This is a genomic window from Streptomyces profundus, from assembly GCF_020740535.1.
Lineage (GTDB): Bacteria > Actinomycetota > Actinomycetes > Streptomycetales > Streptomycetaceae > Streptomyces > Streptomyces profundus.
The window spans coordinates 6,902,668-6,921,482 of the sequence record NZ_CP082362.1; the positions used below are offsets into that span (position 1 = coordinate 6,902,668).

Annotated in this window: 15 protein-coding genes; 10 read left to right on the plus strand and 5 right to left on the minus strand. The window is 71.1% G+C overall.

Going from position 1 to position 18,815, the window contains the following annotated elements; all coding sequences use genetic code 11:
• Window positions 1-2 precede the first annotated feature (2 nt).
• Window positions 3-1,406, minus strand: a complete 1,404-nt coding sequence (locus tag K4G22_RS29000; RefSeq protein ID WP_265590255.1) for an MFS transporter — start codon at window positions 1,404-1,406, stop codon at window positions 3-5.
• A gap of 160 nt (window positions 1,407-1,566) precedes the next feature.
• Between K4G22_RS29000 and K4G22_RS29005 the strand changes: the two genes are divergently transcribed.
• Both K4G22_RS29005 and K4G22_RS29010 read left to right on the plus strand, forming a co-directional pair.
• Complete coding sequence (locus K4G22_RS29005) at window positions 1,567-1,935, plus strand: tetratricopeptide repeat protein (RefSeq protein ID WP_228083425.1); 369 nt, start codon at window positions 1,567-1,569, stop codon at window positions 1,933-1,935.
• A 19-nt stretch (window positions 1,936-1,954) separates the two neighbouring features.
• The gene (locus K4G22_RS29010; RefSeq protein ID WP_228083426.1) at window positions 1,955-3,001 is read left to right on the plus strand and encodes a hypothetical protein; all 1,047 of its coding nucleotides are present in this window, start codon (window positions 1,955-1,957) and stop codon (window positions 2,999-3,001) included.
• On the opposite strand, the gene K4G22_RS29015 is transcribed toward K4G22_RS29010, so the two are convergent.
• The 3 genes from K4G22_RS29015 to K4G22_RS29025 form a co-directional block, all read right to left on the minus strand.
• Window positions 2,989-4,836, minus strand: a complete 1,848-nt coding sequence (locus K4G22_RS29015) for a transketolase (protein ID WP_228083427.1) — start codon at window positions 4,834-4,836, stop codon at window positions 2,989-2,991. The genes K4G22_RS29010 and K4G22_RS29015 overlap by 13 nt on opposite strands.
• 110 nt (window positions 4,837-4,946) lie before the next feature.
• Window positions 4,947-6,107: a baeRF2 domain-containing protein gene (locus tag K4G22_RS29020; RefSeq protein WP_228083428.1), complete on the minus strand. Its 1,161-nt coding sequence runs from the start codon at window positions 6,105-6,107 to the stop codon at window positions 4,947-4,949.
• Window positions 6,108-6,134: 27 nt separating this feature from the next.
• The gene (locus tag K4G22_RS29025) at window positions 6,135-6,677 is read right to left on the minus strand and encodes a type 1 glutamine amidotransferase domain-containing protein (protein WP_228083429.1); all 543 of its coding nucleotides are present in this window, start codon (window positions 6,675-6,677) and stop codon (window positions 6,135-6,137) included.
• A 329-nt stretch (window positions 6,678-7,006) separates the two neighbouring features.
• Here K4G22_RS29025 and K4G22_RS29030 point away from each other — a divergent pair, with 329 nt between their 5' ends.
• Entirely contained in the window at window positions 7,007-8,938 is a 1,932-nt protein-coding gene (locus K4G22_RS29030) for a Dyp-type peroxidase (RefSeq protein ID WP_228083430.1), read from the plus strand.
• Between the two features lie 23 nt (window positions 8,939-8,961).
• On the opposite strand, the gene K4G22_RS29035 is transcribed toward K4G22_RS29030, so the two are convergent.
• Window positions 8,962-9,933, minus strand: a complete 972-nt coding sequence (locus K4G22_RS29035; protein ID WP_228083431.1) for a TIGR03557 family F420-dependent LLM class oxidoreductase — start codon at window positions 9,931-9,933, stop codon at window positions 8,962-8,964.
• 377 nt (window positions 9,934-10,310) lie between these two features.
• Here K4G22_RS29035 and K4G22_RS29040 point away from each other — a divergent pair, with 377 nt between their 5' ends.
• The 7 genes from K4G22_RS29040 to K4G22_RS29070 all read left to right on the plus strand — a co-directional run bounded on the left by K4G22_RS29040 (window position 10,311) and on the right by K4G22_RS29070 (window position 18,796).
• Window positions 10,311-11,312 (plus strand): LacI family DNA-binding transcriptional regulator, encoded by a 1,002-nt coding sequence (locus K4G22_RS29040; protein WP_228083432.1) that lies wholly within the window; start codon window positions 10,311-10,313, stop codon window positions 11,310-11,312.
• Between the two features lie 69 nt (window positions 11,313-11,381).
• A complete protein-coding gene (locus K4G22_RS29045; RefSeq protein WP_228083433.1) occupies window positions 11,382-13,085 on the plus strand; it encodes an ABC transporter substrate-binding protein in 1,704 nt (567 codons plus the stop codon).
• A gap of 107 nt (window positions 13,086-13,192) precedes the next feature.
• On the plus strand, window positions 13,193-14,320 hold the full coding sequence (locus K4G22_RS29050; protein WP_228083434.1) for an ABC transporter ATP-binding protein: 1,128 nt from the start codon (window positions 13,193-13,195) through the stop codon (window positions 14,318-14,320).
• A complete protein-coding gene (locus K4G22_RS29055; RefSeq protein ID WP_228083435.1) occupies window positions 14,317-15,297 on the plus strand; it encodes an ABC transporter permease in 981 nt (326 codons plus the stop codon). The genes K4G22_RS29050 and K4G22_RS29055 overlap by 4 nt, the downstream gene beginning before the upstream one ends.
• Before the next feature lie 4 nt (window positions 15,298-15,301).
• Window positions 15,302-16,366 (plus strand): ABC transporter permease, encoded by a 1,065-nt coding sequence (locus K4G22_RS29060; RefSeq protein WP_228083436.1) that lies wholly within the window; start codon window positions 15,302-15,304, stop codon window positions 16,364-16,366.
• A complete protein-coding gene (locus tag K4G22_RS29065; protein WP_228083437.1) occupies window positions 16,363-17,358 on the plus strand; it encodes an ABC transporter ATP-binding protein in 996 nt (331 codons plus the stop codon). The genes K4G22_RS29060 and K4G22_RS29065 overlap by 4 nt, the downstream gene beginning before the upstream one ends.
• A 31-nt stretch (window positions 17,359-17,389) precedes the next feature.
• Window positions 17,390-18,796, plus strand: coding sequence for a GH1 family beta-glucosidase (locus tag K4G22_RS29070; protein WP_228083438.1), 1,407 nt, complete (start codon window positions 17,390-17,392; stop codon window positions 18,794-18,796).
• Window positions 18,797-18,815: the final 19 nt, after the last annotated feature.

The following is an 18,815-nucleotide window of genomic DNA, read 5'->3' on the forward strand; positions in this document are numbered from 1 at the left end:
CCTCAGGGCTGCCCCTCGGCGGGGAGCCGGGCGCAGGCGCGCGCCGTGGTGCGGCGGGCGCGGGCCCCGGTGGTGAGCGCGCCCAGCAGCAGCACCAGCCCGCCGCAGCAGGCGATCACCCACCAGCCCGCCGTCCGCGAGCCCGCGGCCAGCACGGTGCCCACCACCGCCACGCCCAGCGCCGACCCCACCTGCCGGCCGGTCGACGCGATGCCGGCGGCGACCCCGGCCTGCGACCTGGGCATCCCGGTCACCGCCGTGTGGGTGATGGGGGCGTTCACCAGGCCGAAGCCCACCCCGAAGATCACATAGCCGGTGAACAGCAGTGCCAGCGAGGTGTCGGCGTCGATATCGGAGAGCAGCACCCCGCTGGTGGCGATCGCCAGCCCGGCCACCACCAGGGGCCCGCGAGGGCCGATCAGCCCGATCAGCTGCCCTGACAGCGGCGAGAAGACCAGCGTGGTGCCGGCCATCGGCAGCAGACAGAGGCCGGCCTCCAGGGGCGAGAGCCCCCGTTCGTCCTGGAGATAGAGCGTGTTGAGAAAGAGGAAGCCGGCCAACGCGGCGAACGCGGCGATGGCGATCACAAACGCCCCGCTGAACGGGACGCCGCGGAAGAAGTCCAGCTCCACCAGCGGCTCCCGACGGCGCGGCTCGTACCACATCAGCCCGGCCAGCGCGGCGACCGCGACGGCCAGCCCACCGATCAGCAGCGGCGATGTCCAGCCGTTCCTGCCACCCTCGATGATGCCGAACGTCAGCGAGCCGAGGAGAGTGATGACGAGCAGCTGTCCCACCGGATCGAGCCGCCTGGGGCGCGGCGCGCGCGACTCGGGGACGTAGCGGGTCGTCAGGATGAGCGCGGCCAGCCCGATCGGCAGGTTGAGCCAGAAGATCGCCCGCCACCCGAAGGAGTGCACCAGCGCCCCGCCCACGATCGGCCCGATCGCCATCGAGATGCCCACCACCCCGCCCCAGGCACCGATCGCCCTCGCCAGCTCCCGCCGGTCGGTGAAGGTGTTGGTGATGATCGACATCGCCACCGGATTGAGCATCGAGCCGCCGATCGCCTGCGCCGCCCGGAACGCGATCAGCCAGCCGAGCCCGGGGGCCAGCGCGCACAGCACCGAACCACTGGTGAAGATCACCAGCCCCACCCGGAACACCCGGCGCCGCCCCACCCGGTCCGCCATCGAGCCGGAGAGCATCAGGAAGGAGGCCAGCACCACGGTGTAGACGTCGATCGTCCACTGCAGCCCCGAGACATCGGCGTCCAACTCGCGCCCCAGCTCGGGCAGGGCCACATTGAGCGCCGTCACATCCAGGCTGACGATGAGCAGGCTCATGCAGCAGATGGCGAGGATCAGCAGACGGCGACGGCGGGGGAGGGGCTCGTTCTCTGCCACGATCGCTCAGGGTAGCGTGTCCGTCGCTTTCGGTCGACGAGTCCCCCGTCGTCGCGCTTCGCCCGGCTCGGCGGGGAATAGCTGGATGGTGGGCCGCGTTCGTCCCAGGGACCTCCCCGGGGGCCGACGCCGCCCACCCGCCACACAGCAAGGAGGGCACGTGTCCGACACCTCACCCGCCACCCATGTCATCGCCTACCGCGCCGCCGAGCAACTGCTCGACGCGAACGACCCGCGCGGCGCGCTCAAGCTGCTCGACCCGCTGATCAGCGCCTATCCGGAGAACACCTCGGCCCGGCTGCTGCGCGCCCGCGCCTTCTTTCTCGGCGCCCAACTGCGCAGCGCCGAGCTGGAGTTCCAGCTGATCCTGGAGCGCGAGCCGGACAACGCCTACGCCCACTTCGCGCTGGCGCGCACGCTCCAGCGTGCGGCGCGCGGGGACGAGGCGCTGCGCCACTTCCGGCTGGCCGCCGCGCTCGACCCCAAGCCGGACTACCTGGCCGCCGCCCGTTTTGGTGAGGAGCACTGAACTCCCGCACCATGGAGGCATGAGAGTCGGGGAGGCGCGGGAGGCCGCGCGGCACTGGGTGGCCACGCGGGCGGCGGGGGAAAGCTGGTTCGCCGGCGCGTACTTCAGCGGTTCGACGGTCGGCCTGCCCGACGACGCCGAGGTGCCGCTGGGCTCGGACACCGATGTGATGGTGGTGACCACCCTCCCCGAACCTCCCGCCAAACCCGGCAAGTTCCGCCACCGGGGCGCCCTGATCGAGATCAGCCCGGTGCCGTGGGACGCGCTCGCCTCGCCCGAGTCGGTGCTCTCCTCCTACCACCTGGCCGGTCCGTTCCGCACCGACACCGTGATCGCCGACCCCACCGGGCACCTGGGCAGGCTCCGCCGAGCCTGCGAGACGCGCTTCGCCGAGCCCACCTGGGTGCGCCGCCGCTACGGCGAGGCCCGCGCCCGGGTGGAGAACGGGCTCCGTGGCCTGGACGACTCCGCGCCCTGGCCGTGGCAGGTCATGGGCTGGCTCTTCCCCACGGGCGTCACCACCCATGTGCTGCTGGTCGCCGGTCTGCGCAACCCCACGGTGCGCCTGCGCTACCTGCGGACCAGGGAGCTGCTCACCGAACACGGCCTCGACCACGCCTATCCGGCGCTGCTGGATCCCCTGGGCTGCGCCGAGTTGACGGCCGAGCGGGCCGAGCACCACCTCCTGGCGCTGGCCGACACCTTCGACACGGCGGCGGCCCTGGCCCGCACCCCGTACTTCTTCAGCTCCGACATCAGCCCGGACGCGCGGCCCATCGCCATCGACGCGACGCTGCGGCTCATCCGCGCGGGAAACCACCGGGAGGTGCTGTTCTGGCTGCTGGCCACCGCCGCCCGGTGCCACATCATCCTGGACGCCGACGCCACCGGGGCCGAGCGTGACCGGCACACCCCCGCCTTCACCGAGCTGCTCGCCGACCTCGGCCTGCGCACTTCCGCCGACCTGCGCCACCGGGCCGGGACGACGCTGGAGCGGCTGCCCGAACTCACCGAGACCGCCGAGCGGTTGCTCGCCGCCCAGCGCCCGGTGCGTCAGGCGCCGTAGCCCGCCAGATAGCGGCGCGCGGCCGTCGCGATGGCCCCGCTGTCGATCCCGGCGGCCCGCAGCTGCTCCTCGGGCGTGGCCGAGCCCGGCAGCGTCTCGACGGCCAGCCGCACCAGCCGGGGCACCTCGCGGCCGTCCCTGAACGCGTCCAGCACCGCGTCGCCCAGGCCACCGGCCGGCCGGTGGTCCTCCACCGTCAGCAGGCACCCGGTGCGCTCGGCGGCCTCCCGGAGCGCCGCCGCGTCCACCGGCTTGACCGAGTACAGGTCGATCACCGCCACCGGAACGCCCTCGGCGGCCAACTCGTCGGCCGCGCGCAGCGCCTCGTGCACGGTCACCCCGGCCGCCACCACGGTCAGCCGGTCGTCGGGCGAGGAACGCAGCAGCTTGCTGCCGCCCACGGGGAAACGTTCGTCCGCGTCATAGATCACCGGATCGGCGCCGCGCGAGGTGCGCAGATAGCGCAGCCCGCTCTCCTCGGCCATCTCGGCGACGAGTTGGGCCGCCTGGTTGGCGTCGCACGGGTAGAGCACGGTGGACTCGTACAGCGAACGGAACATCGCCAGATCCTCAAGGCCCATCTGGGACGGGCCGTCCTCCCCGATCGCCACACCCGCGTGCGATCCGGCGAGGCAGATGTCGGCGCCGCTCACCGTCGCCATCCGCAGGAAGTCGTGCGCCCTGGTCAGAAACGCCGCGAACGTGGAGGCGTAGGGCAGCCAGCCGCGCACCGCCATCCCGACGGCGCTCGCCACCAGCTCCTGCTCGGCGATGTAGCACTCGAAGAACCGGTCCGGATGCCGCTTGGCGAAGAACTCCGACCTGGTCGAGTCGCTCACCTCGCCGTCCAGGGCGACCACCCTGGGCAGCGCGGCGCCCAGCGCCGCCAGCGCCTCGCCATAGGCGTTGCGCGTCGCCACCTCGTCGCCCACCGCGTAGCGCGGCAGCTCGATGTCGAGCCCGCCGGCCGGACGGGGCACCGTGGTGGCCGGCGGGCGCCGCACGTCCACCCGCAGCTCGCGCAGGCCGCCCAACTCCTCGATGGCCTCCGCCTCGTCGGGCACCGGCTTGCCGTGCTTGCCCTCCAGATCCTGCACGGCCCGCACCCCGCGCCCCTTCATGGTGCGCGCCAGGATCGCCGTGGGCCGGTCCGCGACCCCCTCGGCCTCCGTGTAGGCGGCGTCGATCGCCGCCGGATCATGGCCGTCCACCTCCACCGTGTGCCAGCCGAAGGCCCGCGCCCGGTGGGCGTAGGCGTCCAGATCCCACTCGTGGCGGGTGGGCCCTCGCTGCCCCAGCCGGTTGATGTCGAGGATCGCCGTGAGGCTGGCCAACCGCTCGTAGCCGGCGTGTTCGAACGCCTCCCAGATCGAGCCCTCGGTCAACTCGCTGTCACCGCACATCACCCACACCCGGGACTTCATCTCGCCGAGCCGCTCCCCGGCCAGGGCCACGCCAACGCCGATCGGCAGCCCCTGCCCCAGCGAGCCGGTGGCCACGTCCACCCAGGGCAGCCTCGGCGTCGGATGCCCCTCCAGGCGGCTCCCCAGCTTGCGGTACGTCAGCAGCTCCTCGTCACTGATCGCGCCGGCCGCCCGGTAGGCGGCGTACAGCAGCGGCGAGGCGTGCCCCTTGGAGAGGATCAGCCGGTCGTTGCCCGGATGCTCGGGCCAGTCGAAGTCGTACCGCAGATGCCTGGCCAGCAGCACGGCCATCAGATCGGCCGCCGACATCGACGAGGTGGCATGCCCCGAACCCGCTGTCGAGGTGGCGCGGACCGCGTCCACCCTCAGCTGCTGTCCCAGCTCGGCCAGATACTGGTCTGCGGTGGTCATGCGCCTGCCTCCCGGGGTGAGCCCGCCTGTTCCTGCTGCTCCTCGCGCCGACGGGTACCCGCCGCGCCCCTGTCCTAACGGCGCGATCCGGGTACCCGTCGCGATCCCGGTCAGCCCGGGGGACGATGGCCGCCGTCCGGCACCCCGTCCCGGTAGGGCCAGCGCAGCAGCGCGCCCATGCCGCCGGCCGGCAGCTCGGCCGAGTCCTCAAGCAGCACCACCACCTCGGCGTCCGTCGCCGCCGCCGAACGCAGCAGGGCGTCGTCGGCACGGGCCGCCACCGGGGACGGGTCCCCCAGGTACTGGGAGTCCGAGCGGCGCGCGGACAGCTGGTCGGGTTCGTCGCCGACCCACACATCGCGGTGCAGGTCGGGGCCGCCGAGCCGCACCAGCAGGGTGTCGATCCGATGCTCGCGCGCCGCGTCCACCAGGGCCGGCACGCCCTCGACCGCGTCCACCCCGCGTTCGTCGGTCGCCACCCGGCCGGCCAGGAAACGGTCCAGACGGTCGGCCGCGTGCCGCTCGCCGGTCCGCACCCGCTCGTCGGCGACGCTCTCGACGAGCATGCCGGGGTCCGAGCCGGCGGCCCGCGCGCCGTGTTCGGTCTCCACGGTGATCGCGCGCAGTGACTGCGGCAGCCTGTCGTGGACGGCGCGCCGCTCCCTGGCGTCGCCGGCCAGCACCAGCAGCTCGGCGCCCTTCCTGGCCGCGTCGTCCGCCAGCGCCTCGGCGATCAGCCCGGCGTTCTCCTCCCAGGTGTTCTCGACGGAGAGCTGGAAGTGCCGCTCCGACCAGTCGGCCTTGCCGGTGCGGTGGATCGGCCAGTCCCGGCCCCGCACCTCCGCCACGGGACGCGCCCGGCCGTGCGAGCCCTGAAACCTGATGTCCGCGCCCTTCCGGTCGACCAGGGCGATCAGGGTGGGCGGCCGGCGCTCGCCGAAGTCCAGCATCGGACCCAGCCTGGGGAGCCGCGACCATTCGCTGATCGGCGGGGACGGCGGGGGAGCGGTCAGCGGCACGTCCAGCACGACCCGTCCCTCGGTGGCGAAGACGGCGTGGCCCGCGTCCTCCCGGTCGAGATCGGCCAGCCTCGCGTACACCGCCCGGCAGGTGGCCTGGTCGGCGCCCTGGGCCGCCAGCTGGTCCCCGGCGGCCCGCGCCTGGAGCTGTAGCTGCTCCTCGGCGTCCGCGGCGATCTCCGAGGTGTTGAGGTACACGGAGGCCCAGGGGCCGGGCTGGTGCAGGAGCGGGGTGAGAAATCCGAGATTCATGACGCCCTCCGGCTCGTCGGCGGTGGGTCAGGCGGCGACCCGGCCGAACTCACGCAGCATCGCCTCGTTGAATTGCGGCAGGTCATCCGGCCTGCGGCTGGTCACCAGCGGTCCTGGCGCGGCGTGGCACACCTGGACCGGCACGTCGACCCAGGTGGCGCCGGCGTTCCGCAGGTCGGTTCGCAGGCTGGGCCAGGAGGTCAGGGTGCGGTCGCGCACCACATCGGCCTCGATCATGGTCCAGGGCGCGTGACAGATCGCCGCGACCGGCTTGTCCGCCTCGAAGAACGCGCGGACGAAGGCCACCGCCTCGGGGTCGGTGCGCAGCGCGTCCGGATTGGCCACGCCGCCCGGCAGCACCAGGGCCCCGAACTCCTCGGGTGAGGTCTCGGAGACCGTGCCGTCCACCGGGAAGGTGTCGGCCTTGTCCAGATGGTCGAAGGCCCGCACCTCGCCGGGGCGGGTGGAGATCAGCTGCGGCGTCTCACCGGTGCTGGCGACCGCCTGCCACGGCTCGGTCAGCTCCACCTGCTCGACGCCCTCGTGCGCGGTGAGAAACGCGATACGCATCTACTGGTTCACCGTCTTTCCTCGTCGCGTGCCGGCGGCCGGCCCCGGTGCCGGCGGACGGTGAGGGGAGTGCCCCTCGTGCCGCGCGGCGGGTCTTCCGAGGTTGGGCCGACCACGCACCGAGTAACCGGGACGGCCGGCCGGAAAACCACGGACGCGCGCGTGGTTTCCGACCACCGGGGCGTCCACGGCGTTACCCCACGTCAACGCGTTCCACACGAACGGGTGGTCCCCGCTCCGGAATGGCCTATTCCGGTCGCTCGCTCGGTAGCTTCCGGACGCGCGGGGAATCCCCTCCGCCGTCTTGAGCCCGCACCGCCGGAGAGCCGATGACGCACTCGTCCGAGCCCGCCACCACCGCCCCGCCCGCCACCGCGCCCCCGGCCGCCGCCGGGGTCCCCGAGCAGCAGGGGGCGAGGCAGCCGGACGAGCTGCCGCTGCGGCGGAGCACCGAGATCCAGGGCGACATCCTGGCCGGGTTCAAGAAGGACCACGTCCATCTGCTGCTGCTCACCTTCGGCGACCAGGCCGCCGCCCGCGGCTGGTTGGAGCGGCTGGCGCCCCGGATCGCCACCACCAGGGAGGTCGCGGAGTTCAACCTCGCCTTCAGCCGCGCCCGGCAGGCCCGGTCCGGGCTCGACCCGGCGCGTCACCACGCGACCTGGCGCTCCGTGAGCCTCACCTATGCCGGGATCAGCGAGCTGATCGGCGGCGATCCGTACCCGTACGCCCCCAGAGGCACCACCCTTGAGGCGTTTCTGCGCGGCGCAGCCAGGCGCGGCGAGCTGCTGGGCGATGTCGACGCCAACGCCCCCGAGCACTGGCTCTTCGGCGCCGAGCACCACAGCCCCGTGCACGCCGTGCTCACCCTGGCCGCCGACCGCGAGCAGGAGTTGGAGCGGGCGCTGGCCCAGGAGCGCGCCGAGGCCGGGGAGCACCAGCTGACCATCGCCTTCGAGCAGCCAGGCGGCACGCTGGCCGGCTCCCTCAGGGGCCGGGAGCACTTCGGTTTCAAGGACGGCATCAGCCAGCCCGCCGTCGCCGGCTTCGACGAGGCCGACCCGGACGACCCGGACCACCAGCTGGGCAAGCCCGGCACCCGGGTCATCGCGGCCGGCGAGTTCGTCGTCGGCCACCCGGTGGACCACCGCCTCACGCCCGAGCTGCCGGAGTGGATGCGGGACGGCTCGTTCCATGTGGTGCGCCGCCTCGCCCAGGACGTGCCCGGCTGGTGGGCCCAGATGTCCGACCAGCTGGCCCGGCTCAAGGCGCGGCAGGCCGTGCCCCCCGAGGCCACCAGCGAATGGCTGGCGGCGCGGCTGATGGGCCGCTGGCGCTCGGGCGCCCCGGTCAACAAGCATCCCGACGCCGATCCGCACACGGATCCGGAGACCGAGTCGGACAACGACATCGTCTATGGCGACGACCAGCACGGCCGGATCGTCCCGCTCTGCGCCCACCTTCGCAAGAGCAACCCGCGCGACGGGCTGCTGGCCCGCCCCGAGGATCCGGAACCGGTACCGCTCGCCGGTGCCCTGGACGGTCGACGGATCATGCGCAGGGGGGTGCCGTACGGCGAGCGGTTCGACCCGACGGGCGGCTCCGAGCACGGCCCGGACGCCCCGCGCGGCCTGGTCTTCATCTCCTACCAGTCGGATCTGGTGGCCCAGTTCGAGTTCATCCAGCGCAACTGGATCGACGCCGACGCCTTCCCCGAACGCCCGGGCCGGGTCGGCAGGGACGCGGTGATCGGCCGGGACGACGAGGTCTCCTTCCCGGTGCACGGCTCGGCGGACGACGAGATGACGACGCTGACGCTGCGCCAGTTCGTCCGCACCGAGGGCGCGGTCTACGCCTTCGCCCCGTCGCGCACCGCGCTGCGTCGCCTCGCCAGGGGCGAGATCGCGCCGGGCGGCGATCCGCTGGTCGACCGCGAGGTGACGGCCCCCGAGGTGCTGCGTCGGGGCGATGTGATCAGCTCGGGCAAGGCGAGGCTGCGCTACGAGTCGGTGGGGGACCTGCGGGTGCGCGACGAGCGGGAGGAGATCGTCTGGGCCGCCGGGTACACCGGTGGGCTCTCGGGCCGGGCCGAGTTCTGGGAGGACGGCCGGCTGGTCCTGGTCGACGCGGCCGGGGAGGCGGTGTGGTCCACGCCGACGGAGGGGGCGAACGGCGCGGTGCTGGTGGTCGCCGCCGACGGCGATGTGCTGATCAGGGCCGCCGACGGCGAGGTGCTGTGGCGCACGGACACCGCGCACTGAGTGCGCGGGCGGTGTCCGACGGGTCAGCCGCCGGGGGTCAGCGCGCGGAGTGCCGGTTCGAGTTCGTGCTGGTAGAAGTCGACGAACGCCTCCGGTTCTGGCCCGGCGTTCATCAGCACGAGCCGGTCGAAGCCGGCGTCGACGAACGGTTGGGCGACCTCCACGTACCGGCTCAGTTTGTTGCCGCAGGCAAACTGTTCGAGGATGTCGCTCTCCCTGACGGTGGTCGTGGCGGCCTCGAAGTTCACCGGGTTGGGGAGTTCGCTCATCACCTTCCAGCCGGTGAGCGCCCAGCGGTTGGTGGTCAACGCCGTGTGCGCCGCGGTCCCCTCGTCGGTGGCGTAGGACACCGCCATCTCGGCGTAGCGGGGGCCGTCGCCGCCCGCCTCGCGGTAGGCGTCGACCAGGTCGGCCCTGGGCTCGGTGGCGAAGAGGCCGCCTCCCAGCTCGGCCGCGATCCGGGCCGCCTCGGCGCCGCCGGCCGCCACGGCGAGCAGCGGGGGAGTGGGCGGCAGGTCGAAGACCCGGGCGTCCTCAAGGCGCAGGTGTTGGCCCTCGTAGGAGCGGTAACCGCCCTGCCAGAGCAGGCCGATGATCTCCAGCGCCTCGCGGAGCATCTGATGCCGCACCCGCACGGAGTCGGGGAACTCCAGGCCCACCACATGCTCGTTCAGCCGTTCGCCGGATCCGATGCCCAGGGTGAAGCGGCCGTCCGAGAGCAGCGCCAGGGTGGCGGCGGCCTGGGCGATGATCGCCGGGTGATAGCGCAGGGTCGGGCAGGTCACGCCGGTGGCCAGGCCGATCCGCTCGGTGCGCGCGGCGATGGTGCCCAGGACCGCCCAGGCGAAGGGAGAGTGGCCCTGGACTTCGAGCCAGGGATGGTAGTGGTCGCTGATCTCCACGAAGTCGAAGCCGGCCCGCTCGGCGAGCACCGACTGCCGCACGAGTTCCTCCGGGCCGAACGCCTCGGCGGCCAGTTTGTAACCGATCTGCATCTCGCTCCCTAACCCTGGCTAACGCGTCCCCGGGCTGGCACGCTGCCAGCGGAGGGAGCCGGGGCGGCGCTGACAGGGCCGCCACCGGCGGCGGAGTCCGTCGGATGGCCGACGTGCCTGGGAACACCATGGTTACGTGACCATGAACCACACCGCACTGGTCAGGGCTGGTGCAACGTTTTCTCTGTTCATCCCTTGCACACAGAACCGGCGTTGAGGGCCTGTCAAATGAGTTTGGTGCGACCTATTGACGCCAGTGAGACGACACGATTAACTCCCACGCAACATCGCCGGAACCGGTTCCGGAACCGGTGTCGGCGCTGCCGCCGCGCCCTCGCGCGGCAGCCCCCCGCTCAGCTTTGCCGAGGAGCCCCTCCATGCGTGTCACCATCGCCGATGTCGCCCGAAACGCGGCGGTCAGCAAGACCACCGTCTCGCGCGTGCTCAACGGCAAGGGCGAGGTGGATTCCGAGACGGCGGAACGGGTTCGTACCGTGATCGCCCAGCTCGGCTATGTGCCGTCCTCCCGAGCCGTGGGCCTGGCCAGGGGAAACAGCCGCACCCTGGCCATGCTGGTGCCCTCGCTCACCTGGCCCTGGGTGGGGGAGGTGCTCCAGGGCGCGGCCGACACCCTTGAGGCCGCTGGCTTCGGGCTGCTGCTCTTCACCTGTAACCGAGGTGAGGAGTCGATGGCCCAGTTCACCAGCCAGGTATCCGCCCGGGCCTTCGACGGGGTCCTGGTGATAGAGCCGGAGAACACCCGGGGTTCCATAGCCGCCCTGCACCACCAGGGCCTGCCCCTCGTGCTGGTGGACGATCGTGGACAGGGCGCCGACTTCCCCTCCGTGGCCACCACCAACCTGGCCGGAGGCGCCTCGGCGGCCCACCACCTGCTGGCCTCCGGGCGACGCGCCCCCCTGGTCATCACCGGGCCCGCCCAGTTCGGCTGCGTCCAGGACCGGCTCTCCGGTTTCGCCGACGTGCTCGCCGAACACGGGGTGGCCCAGCCCGAGTCCCGCACCTACGAAGGGGACTTCACGGTTCGCTGCGGACAGAGCGTGATCGAGTACGCGCTGGCCGACCGGCTGGCCTTCGACTCGGTCTTCTGCCACAACGACCTGAGCGCGACCGGGGTCCTCCACGCGCTGCGCGCCGCCGGTCGTCGGGTCCCCGACGACGTCGCCGTCATCGGCTTCGACGACATACCGATCGCCGCCTACACGGAGCCCTCGCTGACCACCGTCCGCCAGCCCATGCAGGCGATCGGGGAGGCGGCGGCCCGGCGGATGCTCGACCACCTGAGCGGCACCACCCCGTTGGAGCCGGAACCGGTCGTGCTGCCCACCGAGCTGGTCATCCGGTCCTCCGCACCGGGGTGACCCGGTCCCCCCGCTTCTTTCACAACGCACCACTCACAAAGATGAATTGATCACCCTGGGAGCAAAGCCGTGAGAAGCCAATCACGATCCCGCAGGACCCGCAGAAGCATCACCATAGCCACGGGGCTGGTGCTGTCGCTCTCCCTGATCTCCGCGTGTTCCGACGCGAACAGCAACAACAACTCGGGGAACAACAACGGCGGTGGCGGCACCGGTGTCCTCACCGTCGGGATGCCGAACGGCCCGCAGGCCAACAACAGCAACCCGCTGCTGGAGACCTCGGCCGGCGCCTCGCTCGGCTACCGCGCCATGCTCTACGAACCGCTGGTGATGACCAACGGCATCGCCCCCGAGGAGGAGGGCAAGCCCTGGCTCGCCGAGGAGTGGTCCTGGAACGAGGAGTTCACCGAGCTGGTCCTCACCGTCCGCGAGGGGCCGACCTGGTCCGACGGCGAGGCGTTCGACGCCGAGGACGTGGCCTTCACCTTCCAGCTGCTGAAGGACCACGCCGGTCTGAACGCCGGTGCCATCCCGTTTGAGGAGATCATCCAGGACGGCAACCAGGTCACCCTGACCTTCTCGTCCTCGCAGTTTGTCAACCAGGTCAAGATCTACCAGACCTACATCGTTCCCGAGCACATCTGGTCACAGGTCGACAACCCGGAGACCTTCGAGAACCAGGAGCCCGTGGGCACCGGCCCCTACGAGCTGAAGACGTTCACCCCGCAGACCGTCACCCTGACCCGGCGCGACAGCTACTGGCAGGACCTCCCCGAGGTCGAGGAGCTGCGCTACACCGGCTACAACGACAACAACGCGGCCACCACCGCCCTGGCCAACGGCGATCTGGAGTGGTCCTACGTCTTTATCCCGAACTACGAGGACGTCTACCTCTCCCACGACCCGGAGAACTTCAACCTCTGGTTCCCCACCGGCCTGGGCATCCACGGTCTGTGGATCAACAACGAGCGTGAGCCCTTCAACGACGTCACGCTGCGTCAGGCCATGAACATGGTCATCGACCGGCAGGCCATCCACGAGCAGGGCCACGCCGGCGCGTTCCCCGTGGTCGAGAGCCCCACCGGCCTGCCGCTGCCCGCCGGCGAGTCCTACCTGGCGCCGGAGTACGCGGGGGCCGTCCACGAGCGCGACGTCGAGGGCGCTCGGGCCCTGCTGGAGGACGCCGGCTACACCTTCGACGGCGACACCCTGAGGACCCCGGACGGCGAGGCCGTCACCATGACCCTGGTGGACCCGGCCGGTTGGTCCGACTACCTGACCTCGCTGTCGGTGATCTCCGACAACCTCGCCGAGATCGGCATCGAGGCGGCCGTCGAGACGGCGACCGTCGACGGCTGGCGCAACTCGGTGGACGCCGGTGGCTTCGACGCCACCCTGCACTGGACCAACGGTGGCGCCACCCCCTACGACACCTACCAGCACGTGATGGACGGCGCCCTCTACAAGCCGATCGGCGAGGCCTCCGCGGGCGGCAACTTCGGCCGCTTCCAGAACGAGGCCGCGACCGAGGCGCTGCTGGAGTACGCCAACGCCGCCGACGAGGAGGCCCGCGTCGAGGCGATGAACGAGTTGCAGCGCATCTTCGTCGAGGAGGTGCCGATGATCCCGACCGTCGCCTCCCCCGTCGGCGCCGAGTTCAGCACCCAGAACTGGGTCGGCTGGCCCACGGAGGAGAACCCGTACGCTCCGCCGCAGCCCACCCAGCGCAACGCCCTCGAAGTCGTGCTCAACCTCGAACCGGCCAACGGCTGAATCCGGCAGCCAGGTCCTCAAGCCCGCCCGCCCTCACCGCGAATCCACCCCCACGCCCCAGGCGGTGGGGGCGGGCGCCTTCGCCGACGTACGACAGGAACACCGTGATGCCCAAGACCCCCGATCCACCCCGTCAAGCGACCAGTGCGCCACCCGTCGGGGAGGTCGTCCTCGAAGCCCGGTCCATCAGCAAGCACTTCCGGGTCCGCCGCACACTGCGTAGCTTCGCCGACCGCAACAGACCGGTCGTGCACGCGGTGGACGACGTCTCCATCAAGCTCCGCCGCGGCTCCGTCACCGCCGTGGTGGGTGAGTCCGGCTCGGGCAAGTCCACCATCGCCCGGCTGCTGGCCCAGCTGTACCCGACCACGTCGGGCGAACTGCTGCTCAAGGGCGAGCGCACCTCCGTCAGCAAGGGCCGGGCCTTCCGTGCCTACTGCCGTCAGGTCCAGATGATCTTCCAGGACCCCTTCGGCTCCCTCAATCCGACGCACACCGTGCGTTACCACCTGACCCGGGCGCTGCGCATCCACGGCCGGGCGGGGAAGACGTCCCAGGATCTGGAGCAGGCCCTAAAGGCGCTGCTGGAGCGGGTGCACCTCAGCCCGCCCGAGCGCTATGTCGACTCCTTCCCCCACCAGCTCTCCGGCGGCCAGCGCCAGCGCGTGGCGATCGCCCGCGCCATGGCCGCCGACCCCTCCGTGCTGCTCGCGGACGAGCCCGTCTCCATGCTCGACGTGTCCATCCGGCTCGGCATCCTGAACCTGCTGCGTGACCTCAAGGAGCGCCTGAACCTGGCGATCCTCTACATCACCCACGACATCGCCTCGGCGCGCTACTTCGCCGACGAGACGCTGGTGATGTACGCCGGGCGGATCGTGGAGGGCGGCGACAGCGAGACCGTCACCCAGCGGCCGGCCCACCCCTACACCCAGCTCCTCACCTCCTCCGCGCCCGACCCCGACCGGATCGCGGCGGTGCGGCCCGCCACGGTCGACCCGTCGGGCGGCGAGGTCGTCGAGGAGGAAGAGGAGAGCGAGACCGCCGGCGAGCCGCCGAGCCTGATCTCGCCGCCCAGCGGCTGCCGTTTCCACCCCCGCTGCCCCAAGGCGATGGCCAGGTGCACCACCCAGACGCCGCCGCGCTTCGACCTGTCGGACGGCCAGTGGGCCGCCTGCTGGCTCTACGCCCCGTCGTCGGACGAACGTCCCGCGCCCCAGGAGGCGTCGGCGTGAGATACCTGATTCAGCGCCTCGGCTTCTATCTCTTCACGGCCTGGGCGGCCATCACCATCAACTTCTTCATCCCCCGGCTGATGCCGGGCGACCCGGTGCAGTCGCTGATCACGCGCTACCAGGGCCAGTTGGACAGCAAGGCGATCGACTCGCTGCGCACCCTCTTCGGGCTGGACAACGAGGCGTCCGTCTGGCAGCAGTACATCGATTACTGGGGCAACCTCTTCAACGGTGACCTCGGTACGTCGTTCACCTACTTCCCCTCCGGCGTCAGCGACATCATCGGGCAGAGCATCTGGTGGACCCTCTGCCTGATGGGGCTGACCACCGTCATCAGCTTCGTGCTCGGCACGGCCATCGGCATCTACGCGGGTTGGCGGCGTGGCTCCTGGCTGGACAACATGCTGCCGGTCACCACGTTCCTGTCCGCCATCCCGTACTTCTGGCTCGGCCTGATCGCCATCGCGCTCTTCGCCGTGCAGTGGTCGGTCTTCCCGGCGTCCGGCGGCTACGACAACGGGCTGGTGCCCGCCTTCGACTGGCCGTTCATCTCCAGCGCCATCTACCACGGCATCCTGCCGGCCCTGACCATCATCATCAGCGCCATCGCCGGCTGGATCCTCGGCATGCGGAACATGATGGTCTCCGTCTCCGCCGAGGACTACGTGCTGGTCGCGCAGGCCAAGGGCCTGCCGGAGCGGCGGGTGATGTTCTCCTACGCGGCCAGGAACGCGATCCTGCCGAGCATCTCCAACTTCGCTTTGTCCCTGGGCTTCATCGTGGGCGGCACCCTGCTGGTCGAGCAGGTGTTCTCCTATCCGGGCATCGGCTTCATCCTCTTCCAGGGCGTCGGCGCCAAGGACTATCCGCTGATGCAGGGTGTGTTCCTGATCATCACCCTCGCGGTGTTGGCGGCCAACCTGTTGGCCGACCTCATCTACCTGCTGCTCGACCCGCGTACCCGAAGGGAGGCGTAACGCCATGGCCATGCAAGCCACCGACTCGGCCGTTGCCACGGCGCCCGAGCCGACCGCGGCCAAGCGCCGTGACCGGCTGCGCTTCCTGCGCAACGGCAAGACGATCGTCGGCCTCTCCATCCTGGGCGCCTTCGTGCTGCTGGCGATCTTCGGCGAGGCGCTCGCGCCCTACGATCCGTCGGCCCGCAGCGAGAACATCATGCAGTCGCCGTCGTGGGACCACCTCTTCGGTACCACCCAGACCGGGCAGGACATCTTCTCCCAGATCCTGGTCGGCACCAGGGGCGTGCTGGTGGTGGGCTTCGTCGCGGCGATCCTGGCCAGCGTGCTGGGCGTGTTGATCGGCGTGACCGCCGGCTATCTGGGCGGCGTCGGCGACGACGTGCTCTCCTCGTTCAGCAACGTCTTCCTGGTGATCCCCGGGCTGCCGCTGATCATCATCGTCACCAGCTTCCTGCCGGAGACCAACGACCTGACCATCGCGCTGGTGATCGGGTTGACCTCCTGGGCCTGGGGCGCGCGGGTGCTCAGGGCGCAGACGCTGTCGCTGCGCAACCGGGACTACGTCCAGGCGGCCCGCGCGACCGGCGAGAGCACGCCCCGGATCATCGTCTTCGAGCTGCTGCCCAACCTCACCCCGGTGATCGCCTCGGGATTCATCGGCACGGTGATCTACGCGGTGCTCTCCAACATCACGCTGGCGTTCATCGGCATCGCCGACATCTCCGAGTGGAACTGGGGCACCGTCCTCTTCTGGGCGCAGAGCAACCAGGCGCTGGCGCAGGACGCGTGGTGGTGGTTCGTGCCTGCGGGTCTCTGCATCGCGCTGCTGGGCACCGCGCTCGCCCTGATCAACTTCGGCATCGACGAGTTCATCAACCCCCGGCTGCGCAACGACAAGGCCAACCGCGCGGTCAAGATGCGCGTCGGGTTCACCCCCGTGCTCCGCACCGAGGTCCAGGGTCAGGCCACCGCGCCCGGCGCCCCCCTCGCGAAGGTGCCACCGCCCGCCGCGCCGCCACCCGAACCAGCGCCGGACGGCACCACCCGGAAGGACGACCCGGCATGAGCAGCACCCCACCCGTCCTGGAGATCAGCGGGCTGAACGTCAACTACGGGCTGGGCGAGAAGGCCGTGCACGCCGTGCGCGACATCAACCTCACCCTGCACCGCGGCGAGGTGCTCGGCCTGGCAGGTGAGTCGGGCTCAGGCAAGTCGACGCTGGCCTACGCGGTCACCCGGCTGCTGCCCCCGCCCGGCGTCATCACGGGTGGCGAGGTCCGCTACCACCCGAGGGAGGGCGCCCCCATCGACATCCTGGCGCTCGAACCCGAGCAGCTGCGGGCCTTCCGCTGGTCGGAGATCTCGCTGGTGTTCCAGGGCGCGATGAACTCCCTCAACCCGGTGCACACCGTGCGCTCCCAGCTCACCGACGTGATCAGGGCGCACCGGCCCGACATGAGCAAGTCCCAACGGATGGAGCGGGCCGCCTCGTTGCTCTCCCTGGTCGGGATCTCGGCCGACCGGCTCGGCAGCTTTCCGCACCAGCTCTCGGGCGGGATGCGGCAGCGGGTGATGATCGCCATGGCGCTGGCGCTCGATCCGGAGATCGTCATCCTGGACGAGCCGACCACCGCGCTCGACGTGGTGATGCAGCGGCAGATCCTGAAGCAACTCACCCGGCTGCGGAACGAGTTGGACTTCTCGGTGGTGTTCATCACCCATGACATCTCGCTGCTGATCGAGTTCTCCGACCGGATCGCCATCATGTACGGCGGGCGAATCGTGGAGGAGGCGCGCGCCAAGGAGATCTACCACACCGCGCACCACCCCTACAGCCACGGGCTGTTGCACTCCTTCCCGGCCCTGCACGGCCCGCGCAAGGAGCTGACCGGCATCCCCGGCTCGCCCCCCGACCTGACGGCGATGCCCAGCGGCTGTGCCTTCCATCCCCGCTGCCCCAAGGTCTTCGAGGTCTGCGACCAACGGGTTCCCGTGCTCGGCCCCGTCCAGGGCGACGCGGGCCGGACGGTGGCGTGCTGGCTGCATGCCGAGCACTGACCAGGAGCGATCGACGCGATTCAGGAGTCTCATGTCTTCCCAAGCGACAACGACCGCCCCCGCGGGGCCGCCACGGGCCATCCCCGAACTGGCGGAGAACTTCACCTGGGGTGTCGCCACCTCGTCGTACCAGATCGAGGGCGCCACCGACGTCGACGGCCGGACCCCGTCCATCTGGGACACCTTCTGCCGGGTCCCTGGCGCCGTGGTGAACGCCGACAACGGGGACACGGCCTGCGACCACTACCGGCTGATGCCCGAGGACGTGCGGCTGATCGCCGATCTCGGCGTCGACAGCTACCGCTTCTCGCTGGCCTGGCCGCGTATCCAGCCCGGCGGCAAGGGCCCGATCAACCCGAAGGGCATCGCGTTCTACGACCGGCTGGTCGACACCCTGCTGGAGCGGGGCCTCACGCCCTGGGCCACCCTCTACCACTGGGACCTCCCCCAGGAGTTGGAGGACGCGGGCGGCTGGCCGGAGCGGGACACGGCCTACCGGTTCGCCGAGTACGCCGAGATGACGTACGAGGCGCTCGGCGACCGGGTGACCAACTGGACCACCCTCAACGAGCCCTGGTGCTCCGCCATGCTCGGCTACCACGAGGGCATCCACGCGCCGGGCCGCAAGAACTTCGGCGACGCCCTGCACGCGGTGCACCATCTGCTGCTCGGACACGGCCTGGCGGCCCAGCGCATCCGCGCCAAGGCCACCAACGAGCTGAATCTGGGCATCGTGCTCAACCTCGGCCATGGCAGCGCCGCCACCGAAAGCGAGCTGGACAAGGAGGCGGCGCGCCGCTCCGACGCGCTGGGCACCCGGCTCTATCTCGACGCCCTGGTGCACGGCCGCTACCCGGAGGACCTCCTCGCCGAGCTGCCCTCCCACGGCATCGCGCTGCCGGTGCTCGACGGCGACCTGGAGACCATCTCGGCGCCGCTTGACCTGCTGGGCGTCAACTACTACAGCAGCCACCAGTTCTCCGGCACCGACGAGCGGGGCGGGACGCGCGACGCGGACGGCCACCCGGTGGTGCGCCCGGTGCCCTTCGGCCTGCCGCGCACCGCGATGGACTGGGAGATCGTCCCCTCGGGACTCACCAAGCTGCTGCTCCGCATCCAGCGCGACTACGGCGTGCCCACGGTGGTCACCGAGAACGGCGCCGCGTTCGACGACCGGGTCGCCGAGGACGGCAGCGTCCCCGACGCCGACCGCACCAGCTATCTCGCCCGACACCTGGCGGCCGTCGCCGAGGCCCGCGCCGGCGGCGCCGACGTCCGCGGCTACTTCGCCTGGTCGCTGTTCGACAACTTCGAGTGGGCCGAGGGCTATGCCAAGCGGTTCGGCATCGTCCGCGTCGACTACGACAGCCAGCGGCGCACCGTCAAGGACAGCGGCGCCTGGTACCGCGACACGGTGCGGCTGACCAGGGGCGGTTAGCCGGCGGGACGTTCAGACC